We start from the raw sequence: 14356 nt of genomic DNA, 5'->3' as shown, positions 1-14356 counted from the left end.
TATTTTTTTTGTGAATGTACGAGTAACAATTAATATGACGTGCACGCTTTCGCGAAAGCATACCTTCCCTAATCTACGCGCTCTACTTCGTCCTCAAGTTTGAGTACTTTATCTCCATCTTCTTGCTCGATGTATAGCGCCTTATTACCAGACTCTCCATTGCGAGTAACTTCGCTGCCCTTGATAGTGCGGGTTACACTCTCTGTAAATGTTTCGGTTACTTTTCCTTCTGCGGTACCGTTACCCCATTTCCACTGTACTTTTGTTCCTTCTTTGATCATAACTTTTTTATTTAAAGTTACTTATAAGCTTAAAATAACTCGCAGAAACTAACGCAACCTTAACATAAAAGTAAAATCTGTGCGTTATACCTTAAAATTATCTTAATGAAACTACTATATATCCTATGCTTACTGACTGCAATGAGCTGGAGCTGCTCAGATAGTGGCGAGACTACCACAGATGTCATTACTCCTGATACGGAGATGGAAGAAGCTGTTGCACTCGAGGCGATTACGCTTACAGATGTTCCCTACGGTAATGACCCTGCGCAGGTGTATGATATCTATTTACCTGCAGGACGTAGTGCTGCCAAAACTAAGATGATTATCCTCATACACGGTGGTGGCTGGACAGAGGGAGATAAGGAAAATGTATCTGCTTTTATAAATCTTGTACAATCACAACATCCTGATTATGGGGTGGTAAATATGAATTACGTGCTGGCAGATCCTCCTGCGATACCGGCATTCCCTAATCAGTTTCTGGATGTGCAGGCGGTTATCAATCAGCTGAATGATACTGCTAGCGAATTGCAATTTAATAACGAGTATGGTTTTATAGGACTTAGTGCTGGTGCACATATTGCGATGATGTATGACTATACCTATGATGTGGATGACCAAGTAAAATTTGTAGCCAACATAGTAGGTCCTGCAGATTTTACAGATCCTTTTTATGCTGACGGTCCAGGTTTTGAAACCTACGTAGCCGCACTTACTGATGAAAGTGCGTATCCTGAGAATGCCAATTACAGCGAACTATTAAGCCCTGCCAAAGTAGTGACTGCAAGTGCTAGCCCTACCCTTCAGTTTTACGGAGATCAAGATCCGCTGGTGCCGCTTACTAATGGTCAGCGACTAGATACGGCGCTTTCTAATGCTGGTGTTCCGCATATATTTACTATTTATGAAGGTGGTCATGGAGATTGGGATGCAACGAGCTACCTCGATGTTCAGCAAAAAATAGGCGCATACATCAACCTCTACTTACCTATAGAAGATTAAGCACATCGTATTAAACAGTATGACGAGATAGGGAGTGTTACTGTTTAGCTTTCGCGAAAGCGTAGGTATCACCATAAAAAAATGCTGACATCTATTAGACGTCAGCATTTGTGTTTTATATCAGCTTATACAATTACTAGCTTACAATCTCAAGTTTAGCAAAACGTAATAACAACTTTTTAAGGCCGCCATTTTCAAAATTAATTTCTGCTTTTTGATCTTGGCCTTTCCCTTCCAGTCCTACCACAATCCCTTTACCAAAACGGATATGCTTTACCACCGTTCCCGCTTCCAGCGCTCCTGCGAGTGAAGAGACAGGCTCATCACCGCTAGTGGGTCTTATCTTGCGCAACTTGCGTAGTTGGTCTTGTGATGGGTTACCCACTCTAGGTGGCGTACCACTCACCGGCTTCTTTAATCGTAATTTACTTTTATCTACCTCGCCATACTCATCTATATCCATGAGTGACTTATAGCGGTTTCTCATCATAGGCGTCTGGTAATCCAGATACTTATCATCTATTTCCTCTATAAAACGGCTAGGCTCTGCATCTACCAGTTTACCCCAGCGATATCTAGACTCTGTATAGGTAAGGTACGCCTGCTTCTCTGCCCTTGTAAGTGCCACATAAAACAAGCGGCGCTCCTCCTCTAGCTCACTACGCGTGCTCATACTCATCCCAGAAGGAAAGAGATCTTCCTCCATACCCACAATGTACACAAATGGAAACTCAAGTCCCTTTGCCAGGTGTATGGTCATAAGCGCCACGCGATCATCATCACCGGTATCATTATCCATACTTGTGGCAAGTGCCACATCTTCTAGAAACTCTGCTAGCGAACCTGTAGTATCTGCCAGTTCCCTTTGCTCCTCTACAAAGTCGCGCATACCATTGAGTAGCTCCTCTATATTTTCTATACGAGCAACACCCTCTGGAGTTCCATCTTTTTTAAGTTCTTGTAAGAGTCCCGTTTTCTTTGCTACCGTTTCTGCCACCGTAAAGGCATCACTTTGCTCATTAAGAATCTGGAAACTCTTAATCATCGTGACAAAATTCTTAAGCTTGGTCTGTGTACCGCGATTTATATTCATCGACGGACCTAGCTGTTCTATTTTATCCATCACCTCAAACATAGAGCGCCCGTAGTGCTTTGCAGCCACCGTAAGCTTATCTATGGTCGTACCACCTATTCCTCTTGCAGGATAGTTAATCACACGCTTGAGTGCCTCCTCATCTTTTGGGTTAATAAGCACGCGCAGGTAACCCAGCACATCCTTAATCTCCTTACGCTGATAGAAGGATAACCCTCCATAAATACGGTATGGGATATCTCGCTTACGCAAGGCATCCTCCATCGCACGTGACTGTGCGTTTGTTCTATATAAAATCGCAAAATCCCCATTCATGAGCTGGTGATTCATTCTATTTTCAAAAATAGAACTCGCCACATAGCGTCCCTCCTCACCATCTGTAGGAGAGCGGTGCACGATAATCTCACCACCATCTGGGTTTGCGGTCCATACTGTTTTATCCAGTCTGGTTTTGTTTTTTTCTATCACACTGTTTGCAGCCTCCACAATCACTTTTGAGGAGCGATAGTTCTGCTCTAGGCGGTACATTGCTACATTCTCATAATCCTTCTGAAAGTTCAAAATGTTATTAATGTTTGCCCCACGGAAGGCGTAGATACTTTGCGAGTCATCTCCCACCACACAGATATTCTGAAACTTATCAGACAGTGCCTTTACAATCAGGTACTGGCTATGGTTGGTATCTTGGTACTCATCTACCAGTATGTATTTAAAACGATTTTGGTATTTATTAAGCACCTCTGGAAAACGGTTAAGCAACTCGTTTGTGCGTAGTAGTAAATCATCAAAGTCCATCGCCCCTGCTTTAAAACAGCGATCTACATACTCTGCATAAATCTCCCCCATACGCGGGCGTTTTGCCATCGCATCTGCCTCTACCAGCTCAGGATCATTTTGATACGCACGTACCGTAATCAAGCTGTTTTTAAAAGAAGAAATACGGTTTTGTATCTGCTTGTACTTATAGATATCCTTATCCAACTGCAGCTCTTTGATAATCGCGCTTATTAAACGCTGCGAGTCTTGGGTATCATAAATCGTAAAGTTAGACGGGTACCCTAGCTTATCTGCTTCAATACGCAATATTTTGGCAAAAATGGAGTGAAAGGTTCCCATCCATAAATTCTTTGCCTCAGAGCTACCCACAATATCAGAGATACGCTTTTTCATCTCACGTGCCGCCTTATTTGTAAAGGTGAGTGATAAGATGTTAAAGGCGTCTACTCCCTGTGACATGAGGTAAGCAATACGTAAGGTAAGCACACGCGTTTTACCAGATCCCGCACCTGCAATTACAATTAATGCTCCGTCTTTATGTAGTGTGGGAGCGCGTTGGGCCTCGTTTAAGCCCTCAATATATACTTCTAATTTTGAATCCATAGCAGGGGTACAAAGTACGGATTGATCCCAAGAATTAAAACCACAATCCATGATTTTATAGCTCTTTTGTAAACAATAACAATAGGTATGCTTTCGCGAAAATTTGACACCTCACACCTCCCGCGATCCATGATAACTATTGCTAGTGAGGAGCGGCGTATTTCATTAAAAATGAAGATATTTAGCTTCCAAAACCAATCATCATGAGCACTTTCTTTATAAATCATATTGCCATTTCTGTACAAGACGTAGCCGTCTCTGTTGCCTTTTACCAAAAAGTATTTGGGCTTACCGAAATAGAAAACACCGCCTCTGCCTCCCCTACTCGCTGGCTCGCCCTAGGTGATGGCAAGCAGCTGCACCTCATCCCAAGACCAGGCGAAACTGTAATCACTAACAAAGCTGTACACCTCGCACTTGCCACCGCAGACCTTGCTTCCTTTATCACGCACATTAAAAATCTCAATATAGATTATGCCGACTGGCGAGGAACGCCCACTAAAGATTATGTACGTAATGATGGGATCCAGCAAGTGTACTTCCAGGATCCAGATGGCTACTGGATAGAAGTAAATGACGATGCTTAGCACAAAGATTTATCATGCTGAAACTAAATATTTTACATTTTTTTACCCAAAATGAGGAAATGCGTAAAGAAGTGTGAGTTTGAGGTTGTAGATTAGCTTTTTAGAAAGTGAATGAGTGATTTTACTTTTTGAATATCAAGACTTAATAATTAATAATATAGGTCATCTTGTTTCTGGGTTTTGCTGGGGTTGGGTGGTTTGAATGGTGGCTTGCGTTTATATGGCTTGCCAGCTACTAAAAATAAAAACATGAGATTAACAAACCAAGTATTTGGAGTTTCAAATGAATTAATTGACACATATATAGTCCGCCCAAAGGTTGACAACCTCTTTACGGAAGGCTTACAGAAAAATAAACATATTATAATTTATGGAGCTTCTAAGCAAGGAAAAACTTCCCTGACAAACAAACATTTAGATGAAAGTGAGTATGTAAAAGTTAATTGTTCACCTTCTTCAACTACTTTAGATTTATTTAATTCAATAGTTAGACAACTAGACGTCGACATTATCGAATCAAAAGACACAAGGACTACTGTTGGTGGTGAGATCAAAATTGGATTAAAAGCAAAAATTAAAATACCTTTTTTTGGAGGAACTGATGCAGAAACAGAGGCAACTGCTTCAAGAGAAAAGGAAAAGGGTGTTTCATTTAAAGTAGTAGACTACAATCTTGCATTAGCTCAAGACTTATCGGAGTTATTAAAAGAAATTAATTTTGATAAGAGGATTATATTAGAGAATTTCCATTACTTAGAAGAAGATGTACAAAAACAACTTTCTATAGATTTACGAATATTTGAAGATTATAATATTCTTTTCATAATCTTAGGTATTTGGCGAGAAAAAAACCGATTATCTCAATTCAATGGAGATTTAGTTGACCGAGTTATCGAAGTGCCTGTTGAACCTTGGGAAGAGAGTGATTTAGCGAAAATTACAGATGTAGGCTTACCGCTTTTAAATGCTGATTTTAGTTCAGTATTAGAATATATAATTGAGAGTTGCTTTGATAGTGTTGGAGTTTTTCAAGAAATATGCAAAGAATCTTGTTACTCTGCCCACATTAATAGAACTCAAGATGAACTGGTAAAAATTAAAAAGGAAAATGTAGATAATGCAATTGAAAAAAAATTAAATGATTACGCGAGCCGCCATATTAGATGTTTGGAAAGTTTTATTGAACAGAAAGCAAAAAGCTCTGATGAGGTACCTCTATATATTCCCTATTATTTTATCAAAGTCTTATTGGACGAATCATTTGACAATATCACCCTTGGTTTAAAAAGAAAGTCTATTCAAGAAAAGATAAAGGATATACACCATAGATCAGATAATGTAAGACCTTCTGATATGGGTTATTTCTTGAGAAATCTTGTTTCAAGTCAAATCAAAAAGAATATTTCTCCACCAATATTTGATTATGATATAAGCACCACTTCTGTCAAGATAATCGATTCTACTTTTTACTTCTTTTTGAAAAATTGTGACCGAGAAGAAGTACTTGAAAATCTAATGGTTCCAGAAGGTATTTAAAAATTTATTCCCAAAAAATTGAGTTGAAAAAAGTTTGTTTGAGCTAATATCATTCTTATAATGAAATGTATAGGAATTTGAGATATCGAAGGCTTCTTGTTGCTATTTTATTGAAGTTAATGGATGACAGTTTTTGTGTTCTATTCACAATAACGATTTTTTTTTAAAACTGTATTGGTATGCTCAGACTTTACACAACGCTTATCACAATACGACAATGAAAATAATTGATGTTTAATCCAACATCAATTATTCTAAAAATGGGAATTAAAATGAAAATTATGAAATTAAATGATTACGTTGAAAATAAAAGGGTTACACAAGTTGAAGATCAAATAGATTACCAAAATAATCTATTGTCACAAAAATTTGAACTTATAGACTTTGAGAAAAATTTTAAAAATTTAGTTGTGAACGGTTTGATTAGTGAACTACAATCAATTTCAAAAACATCGAATGATTTTGACTTTAAAATATTGAATAAGGAAATTAACGACTATCCGTATAAATATAAATGTGAATTCAATATTTGGATAGAACTACAAGCTGCTCAGTATTATTTATATGTAGATGCAGACCCAAATAAAAGTTTAAATTCAATATGGATTTCTGTAGAAAGCTCGGGATATCAAAGAAAACTAGATGAAAAAGAAATTGAATTCGAAAATCTAATACAATTAAATTTCGAAGAATATTTAATTGATTGTGTTTTGGAATTTGAAAAATATAATTAGAAAAAATATTCACAATAAGTAGTGAGTTAAAAAAATCGATCTCAATCAAGCCCCAGCACATTCTTTTAAGCTCATTTAAATTAAAATTTTGTTATAAGATGTTATGAGCGCCCATGATGTCACAGAGATCCTTTGAATGTCAAATAGAAGCTAGATAAATTGCGACTCTTATGTATTATCTGAAAGTCAGTATATTCTTTTTAATATTCTGCTTCTTGTTCACTAGACTGTTATGTCATAACAACGGAAAAAACTACATTATATGAAAACAGAAAGCCATTCTATAAATGATGTTTTAGCAAAAAATGCAACATCATTTTTTATACCTCCATTTCAACGAGCATACGCTTGGGGAAAGCCTGAAATAGAAAGATATTTTAGTGACGTTACAAGAATTATTGATTCAGACCTAGATGAAAAGCAAAAAGACAAACTCGAGCATTTCTTTGGAACTCTCGTAATTAAAGAGGAAAAGTCTGGATTCGCAAACAAATCAGTAATTGTCGATGGACAGCAAAGACTCACAACTACACTTATTTTTTTAATCGCATTAAGAGATTCTGAAACTGAAAAAGATAAGGTAGATTTCATCAATTTAAACTTCCTAACCAATAATACTTCAACATACCAGGACAAAATAAAGCTTAAACAAGTGACCAGAGATTGGGATTCTTATAAATCTCTAGTAAATGGTGAGGACGCAAATCCCGGCGTAATCAAAATAGCTTACGAATTATTTAAAAAGCTAATACGTGAGAAAAAGAGGCTTAATCAAGATGTAAAATTTGAACATTATATTACTGCGATACAAAGAATGAACGTTGCAGTTATCTTCCTTGATGAAAGGCCATTTAAAGGTGAAGACCCACAAATTATTTTTGAAACCTTAAATTCCTTAGGCAAACCATTATCGCTTTCAGATTTAGTAAGAAATTTTGTTTTGCTTAAAATGGATAGTGATAGTCAGTCACACATTTATGAGAAAGTATGGCACCCAAAAATTGAAGAAGCTTTCGATAATAATAGTTCGAGATTTTTTAGAGATTATCTACAGTATAAAAAGGCTACATCCTTAAAAGTAGTAAGTGATAACAACACCAAAGAATTATACAAACAATTTAAGGACTTTGTAGATGAAAGTTTTGAAAAACATAATGATTTCATTGATGACATAGTTAGATATGTCAAGTGCTATAAGTGGATTATCACCGAAATTAACTCTGATATTATATCTCGCGACAGCAATAATGATAAAGTCATTAAAGAATTGCTTAGAATAATATTTCACGACGTTAAATCTGAAGCATTTAAACCATTGGTGTTAGGCCTTCTAGAATACCATCAATATGATGTTAACGACCTCAGATTAAGTGATGAGACACTAATTACTACTCTTCAATCCATACGTACCTACTTAATACGCAGGAGAATTTTAGGTCTTACACAAGGTGAAAATAAAAATATAGTTACACTAAGTAAACGAATTCCAGATATAGCTCGTGGCAAACAATCAATGATGGAGTTGCTCACTAACATGATTTACAGGTTAAGGCTCCCGAATGACACAGAATTAAGTAATAGTTTGAAAACTATGAATTTCTACAAAGGTCTTAGCAAGTATTCAAAACTAATTCTTGGCAAGATTGAAGAGAACAATACCAAGGTAGCGGTAGATTTCCGAAATAAAAAAGTTACTATTGAACATATTATGCCGCAAAAAATTGGTGAGGAATGGAAAACTGAGTTAGGAAATAACTATGAGGAAGTTCATAAAACATTTTTACATAATATTGGAAATTTAATACTTACAGAGTTTAATAGTGAAATAGGAAATAAGCCATTTTCACAGAAGAAAGAAAAGCTTAAAACTTCATCGCTTAACTATAGATTGGACATCGTTAAGCACACTCATTGGAATGAGCATAGCATATTAGAACACCAATCTAATATGATTAAATGGCTGCTTAATACATTTTCTCTACCTGAAGAATTAAAAGAGAGCTCAAATTGGAATACACAGCTTGTTGAAAAAGCAAACTTTTCTCCATTAGATTCTGATGCGGGTGAAATGGCGGAAGGTAACAAGCCAGATGAATTAACCATTGGTGATAAAGTGATAAAAGTTAAGTCCTGGCAGGATGTTATTTTGAGATTTCTAAAACACCTCAAAAGTGATTCAGAGTTCGACTTTGAATTCATTTTGGACAACCAACTTGACTTATTCAGTAGAGAAGAAACTATTTTAAAATGGAGTGTTTTAAAGGAAATTATTGATGCAAACTTTAATCATTCAAGTAGGTATAAAACTTTTGAAGGGAAAGTATGGGACAAAGTAAAAGACTTAAATGATGATTTACTTTTTGTTCATATAAATATCTCCGCAACAAGATGTATTCAGCGAATAGCTAGTATTATGGATAAATTTAATATTTCATCAAAAGAGGTGTCTATAAAATTGAGATAGAAATTTTCACCCAACAAAGAACTAAACAAAAAATCAACCTTAAACAACATGGAAAAATCTGAATCAGGTGCGCCTATTTATCGTTATACAGCGTCTAATAGAAATGATTTTGAGTTAGCTTCTGGAGGAGAACATATAGATGATATATCAGATCATATTGAAAAGCATATTGGAGAGATCCATATGGTGTTTCATGAGCTTATATCAGATCAAGTTCATATTGATGTACACTGGGTACAACCTACAGAAAAAAGACCATTTCATACACTCGTTACTTCTGGCATGAGTGATAAGGCAATGAATACACCAGAGGATGTTATAGATTGCGATTATGCAGAAATAAGTATTTGTCTACCGGCTGAATGGAAAATCTCTGAAGAAGACTTTAAGGATGAAAACAACTACTGGCCTATTAGATGGTTAAAACAAATAGCTAGATTCCCTCACGAATACAACACTTGGGTTGGTTACGGACACACCATACCCAATGGTAACCCCGCTGAGCCTTTTGCCCCAAACACAAAGCTTAACACCATGGTACTCTTACCTACAATAGTATTTAACGAGGATTTCCATTCTCTAAAGTTGGCAAACAAAACCATTGACTTTTATTCATTAATCCCTCTCTATACCGAGGAAGTTAATGTAAAGATTAAAAAAGGCGTAGAAGCGCTTTTTGATGGCTTTGACAAGCACGCAGTGACAGATATATTGGAAATTAATAGACCTAACACTGCTAAAAGAAAAAAGCTTTTTGGGTTGTTTTAGGGGGGATAAAATGATTGTAAAAACAGCATTACAATCACGAGAATAGAATACGCAATTATAAAAAACTAACTACAAATGAAATATTGGATTATCTCACAAACTGAATTATTAGACAAATACCTAATAGCCAATGAAAAAGCTATATGGATAACTGATTTAACTAAGGGTTCAAATATCAATGACCTTATCGATTCAAAAAGTTTAGGAGCGGTACACAGTATCCATTATGAAGATTTAAAAGAGATTGTATTTATTGATACAGATGTTACTATAGAATTAAATTTTAAGGATGACAAAACCACCGACGAAGAATTCCAACTTGATAAAGATGTCTATTCAGAAATTAGTGACTATTTAAAGGCCAACTTGAAAGGAACGGAGTTAAAAAATTATTCTGTTTTTAAACAAATCATACCTCAGCTAGTTATTCTAGGTATAATTTCAATTTTCACTGTAGCATCTTATGCCGCTGCAGTAGAAGCAGAAAGTGGAGGAACTGTGAGAATAACAGGAAGAAGAGCCTGGTTAAAGAAAATAATTGCATCTACCGGAGAATTGCTTGGAACTACAGGAACTCTTATAATTGGACTAAGTTTAATTGGACTCTGTATTTACTTTTTAGCTAAGAAAATCAAGCATCCAAAAAAGGGTGAAATCCTCAAAATCACAAATTCTCCAAGATTGAGCGTCTAATGATAGAACTAGGATGTTTGATAGTGTGTCATTTAGAATTAGTTTAATTAAAACATAGACTACGGAGTATTGCTCTGTCCATACTTTCAAGCTTACTTTGAGCTAGAAACGTTATTATAATCATTGAAAATTAAATACATGAAAAATATTATACTCCTTACTTTACTATTAATTTTCTCTTATCAGGTGAAGTCTCAAAGCACTTATAAGAAAGAAAGATCATTTTCAAAAAAATGTTATTGTTATGTTGTAAATGAAGATTTGACCAAAGAATATAAAGAGGTGAGTTGTAGACTTACCAAGCTTACCACAGAAGAATTAACCTCTTTGCAGTCTAACTTAAAAGACCTTAATTATGACGTTGATATTACGGGTGTTATTGACCAGAAAACCAACGTTGCATTTCTAAAAGATAAAAAGGAAAGTAGAGTAAGAAAGCGTGCCGAAAGAAAAAGATTGAGAAGAGCTAAAAAAAATAAAAAAGAAGAAATTAGTTCAGACACATCATGAATAATATATGCAAGCAAAAACGCTATTCACAACACCTTGTAATTAAATTACATTAGTCAATATATTTGACTGTCAACAACAATCATACTATAATCTATGAAATCACTCTTTTTAGTTTTATTCTCTTTTATCACTACTCTTACATACTCTCAAAAGAAGGAGGTTCTGAATTTCAAATTTGATGATATTAATATTGAATACACACGACTTGATTATTCAAATTATGGAATTACGCAATTTTTTATCACAATGCATGAAGACAATAATTATTTAAACGCTATTGAACAGAAATCTATTAATTGCTTGAGAAAAAAAGTAAGATTATATCACACCTTGTACTTCTTTTTAAAAATCCCACCAATTATTAAAAGTACAACCGCAAGAAAAAGATTGTTTTCACAATTTATAAAACATCTGGAGCTTCAAGAAAAACAAAACAATGTCAATCTGTACTTAAATTTTGATTTGGACTATTCTGGTGATTATATATCAGAACACGATAATGTAAAGAGGATTATCACTGGTATCTATCCAAAGAAAATCTGCAAAGTCCTTTCTATTAGATAATAAAAAAATTAAATAATTATTTAAAATTAACAAATGAGAATAAAAGCATCATTACTATTAATACTAAGCTTATTACTAATTAATTGCTCTAAGGACGAGGGTCCAGATTTGAGTTCAGAAAATAAAATCCTCTCATTTAAAATCACTTCAAATGGAGATGGTTTTAATGGAGTAATTAATGAACAAAGTAAAACAATTACGCTTACCACTGTTGCACTTGAGACCAATAGTACTTTGGTTCCTGAAATATCTATTTCTCAAAACGCAACAATATCACCAAACCCGTCAAGTGCTCAAGATTTTAGTCAAAATATCACATATGTTGTTACGGCAGAGAATGGAGAACAGACAACTTATACTGTAATCACCAATAATACTCCAATAGCGAGTGAAAAGAAAATTTTAAGTTTTCAACTGAATATTGATGACGAAGTATTTGATGGAGTAATCGATCATGCTTCTTTAACAATTGAGATAGAAACTGATAAAAACCCATCATATGTATCGCCTATAATTACGATATCAGATGGTGCTACAATCTCACCTGATAGTAGTGAACCTCAAAACTTTAATAGTGACATACAATACACTGTAACAGCAGAGGATCAAACCTCTAATGTTTATACTGTAATGACTAAGTGGATATCATTTAATACTGTGAATAGCGCAATTAGCACTAGTGACATTGCTACTAGATATTATAGTAATGCAACTCCTTATGTAAGGACTACCTATGTAGATTTATCTATTCCAAATTCAAGTATAATTTTAGAGAATGATACTAATAGTTATGAAATCGCGACATATAACTATACTACTTACGAGAATAATAATTTATTAAACACCTCATTTCAATTTGAATTTCCTACAGATATTGTAACCGCAATAGACTACAAACTAAAATATATAGTTGATGGCCAAGTAAAATCTGTTTCTCCTTTTAATCTCGATGTCCTATCAGAAAATGCACCAGAAATTATATCTTCTAATCAAACAAATTATAGTTATAATGACACGTTAATCCTTACGGGAAATAATTTATTGCCTGGTCTTAGAATTGTCGCACATAACGGTTTGATTTATCAATTTAATGAGTCGTCTGTTTCCGTAAATGATGATGGAACTGAGCTAACGTTACCTCTTGATTCAAACATCAATATGTTTCCTTCTTGGGTAGGAGGATCTTCACCTTCTGAGACACCTATTATAATGTATTATAATGCTAGAAATGGACAGACTTTGGTAGTTGATTTTAATTAAAATTCACCCAATAAATTACCACTTGTTGACAACTGTATTACTAAAAAAATTAATTAAAATGAAAATAGTGTTACTGTGTTTAATTACCCTTTTATCTAGTTACTGCTATGCTCAAGGATCTTTTAATTATGTTAATGAAGATGGTACTCCTTGCCCCAAAGGTGTATTTGGCCCAAGTAAACTAGAGGGTAAAATTGTTAACTGTTTAAAAGAGGGAGAATGGAAAAAATATTTAAAAGATGGAACCTTATATGCTATTGAAAATTATTCTAAAGATACCCTAAATGGTTTAGTATCAAGATTTACTAATGGCGGCGTGTTGTACATAAAAAGAATGTACAAGAAAGGAGCACTTAATGGTGTATATGAAAAGTATCATACCTCAACAAAAGGGCTTCAAACGAAAGGATATTATAGAGACAACATAAAAGATAGTGTTTGGAGTGAATACAATATTTTCAACGGAAGTATTCGGTCTGAAAAGTTCTACAACATGGGAAAATTAGTGACAAAAAAAGAATATTACGCTATGAACAACAGCGATTAAAATATTTCTAACCCATTAAAGAAAATCAACATTGAAAAAACTTATTCTTTTACTATCTATCGTTTGCCTTGCAGCTTGCAATAGCCTAGATAATTTCCCTAAATTGGAGCACTCTGCTAAATTAAGCTTTAGAGATGCGTATGAAAATGACACCATATCTTTTCAATTAAAGAACCCTCTTATGTGTCCCATAAGCGTCAGGCTTGTTAAAGATGCTACGTATCCTGACCTAGCAACACTATTCGGGCATGTAACCTTGAGAAAACAGCAAGACACCATCATTAAGATTCATTATCCTGATGTAGAATCTACTGTAAAACCAAAATACAGCATTGAATATGGGGATTTACAGCGTAAAATTAATAAAAGCAGCATAGGATTACCTTTTCCAAAAGGCAAACAATACAAAATCATACAAGGCTTTAACAACAGCTTTTCTCATAACAAAATCACGAGTAAGTATGCAATTGATTTTGATCTAAGCATAGGAGATACCATCGTAAGTGTAGATGATGGATATGTGGTAGGATTAATTGATAAATACAAAGATCATGGCACAAGCCAGCAATGGAGAGATAATGATAGAAGTAATTACCTAACCGTTTACCATCCTGACAGTGGTTTGTACTCTCAATATGTACACTTAAACTATGAAGGAGCAATCGTTGAGCTTGGTGATTATGTGGAAAAAGGTCAACCCATCGCGATTAGTGGAATGACGGGTTTTACCACTGTCGAGCATCTACATTTTAACGTTAGAATTCCATCTGCAACTAATGGCCTCATATCTACCGAGTATACATTTGACAATGCCGTAGATGCAAGTACATTAAAAAAAGGTGATGTAGTGAGAAATCAAAATGAATAGAAAAATTTTTACTCATCAGCTCATTGCTGTTTAAGTAATTACGCTTTCGCGAAAGCGTACCTG

Annotated in this window: 14 protein-coding genes; 12 read left to right on the top strand and 2 right to left on the bottom strand. The window is 34.8% G+C overall.

What is annotated here, in order from left to right; translation table 11 throughout:
• Positions 1–68: 68 nt before the first annotated feature.
• Entirely contained in the window at positions 69–281 is a 213-nt protein-coding gene (locus DCS32_RS11935) for a DUF2945 domain-containing protein (protein ID WP_108878472.1), read from the bottom strand.
• Positions 282–386: 105 nt separating this feature from the next.
• Between DCS32_RS11935 and DCS32_RS11930 the strand changes: the two genes are divergently transcribed.
• Positions 387–1286: an alpha/beta hydrolase gene (locus DCS32_RS11930; RefSeq protein WP_108878471.1), complete on the top strand. Its 900-nt coding sequence runs from the start codon at positions 387–389 to the stop codon at positions 1284–1286.
• Positions 1287–1422: 136 nt separating this feature from the next.
• On the opposite strand, the gene DCS32_RS11925 is transcribed toward DCS32_RS11930, so the two are convergent.
• On the bottom strand, positions 1423–3759 hold the full coding sequence (locus DCS32_RS11925; protein WP_108878470.1) for an ATP-dependent helicase: 2337 nt from the start codon (positions 3757–3759) through the stop codon (positions 1423–1425).
• 203 nt (positions 3760–3962) lie between these two features.
• Between DCS32_RS11925 and DCS32_RS11915 the strand changes: the two genes are divergently transcribed.
• From DCS32_RS11915 to DCS32_RS11865, 11 genes are all read left to right on the top strand, one after another.
• Positions 3963–4346, top strand: a complete 384-nt coding sequence (locus DCS32_RS11915) for a VOC family protein (RefSeq protein ID WP_108878468.1) — start codon at positions 3963–3965, stop codon at positions 4344–4346.
• Positions 4347–4595: 249 nt separating this feature from the next.
• Entirely contained in the window at positions 4596–5882 is a 1287-nt protein-coding gene (locus DCS32_RS11910; protein ID WP_162533650.1) for an ATP-binding protein, read from the top strand.
• A gap of 281 nt (positions 5883–6163) precedes the next feature.
• The gene (locus tag DCS32_RS11905; RefSeq protein ID WP_162533649.1) at positions 6164–6616 is read left to right on the top strand and encodes a hypothetical protein; all 453 of its coding nucleotides are present in this window, start codon (positions 6164–6166) and stop codon (positions 6614–6616) included.
• Between the two features lie 262 nt (positions 6617–6878).
• Positions 6879–9080, top strand: coding sequence for a DUF262 domain-containing protein (locus DCS32_RS11900; RefSeq protein WP_108878465.1), 2202 nt, complete (start codon positions 6879–6881; stop codon positions 9078–9080).
• Positions 9081–9128: 48 nt separating this feature from the next.
• Positions 9129–9848 carry a suppressor of fused domain protein gene (locus DCS32_RS11895; protein ID WP_108878464.1) on the top strand — a complete coding sequence of 240 codons (720 nt, stop codon included), beginning with the start codon at positions 9129–9131 and terminating at the stop codon, positions 9846–9848.
• Between the two features lie 75 nt (positions 9849–9923).
• Complete coding sequence (locus DCS32_RS11890; protein WP_108878463.1) at positions 9924–10541, top strand: hypothetical protein; 618 nt, start codon at positions 9924–9926, stop codon at positions 10539–10541.
• A 138-nt stretch (positions 10542–10679) separates the two neighbouring features.
• Entirely contained in the window at positions 10680–11051 is a 372-nt protein-coding gene (locus DCS32_RS11885; protein WP_108878462.1) for a hypothetical protein, read from the top strand.
• A 96-nt stretch (positions 11052–11147) separates the two neighbouring features.
• Positions 11148–11618 (top strand): hypothetical protein, encoded by a 471-nt coding sequence (locus DCS32_RS11880; protein ID WP_108878461.1) that lies wholly within the window; start codon positions 11148–11150, stop codon positions 11616–11618.
• A gap of 33 nt (positions 11619–11651) precedes the next feature.
• Positions 11652–12878: a DUF5018 domain-containing protein gene (locus DCS32_RS11875; protein ID WP_108878460.1), complete on the top strand. Its 1227-nt coding sequence runs from the start codon at positions 11652–11654 to the stop codon at positions 12876–12878.
• Between the two features lie 58 nt (positions 12879–12936).
• Positions 12937–13425, top strand: coding sequence for a toxin-antitoxin system YwqK family antitoxin (locus tag DCS32_RS11870; RefSeq protein WP_108878459.1), 489 nt, complete (start codon positions 12937–12939; stop codon positions 13423–13425).
• A 31-nt stretch (positions 13426–13456) separates the two neighbouring features.
• Positions 13457–14293: a M23 family metallopeptidase gene (locus DCS32_RS11865; RefSeq protein WP_108878458.1), complete on the top strand. Its 837-nt coding sequence runs from the start codon at positions 13457–13459 to the stop codon at positions 14291–14293.
• Positions 14294–14356: the final 63 nt, after the last annotated feature.

Source organism: Dokdonia sp. Dokd-P16, assembly GCF_003095655.1.
Lineage (GTDB): Bacteria > Bacteroidota > Bacteroidia > Flavobacteriales > Flavobacteriaceae > Dokdonia.
This window is presented reverse-complemented; position numbering and strand designations above follow the sequence as displayed.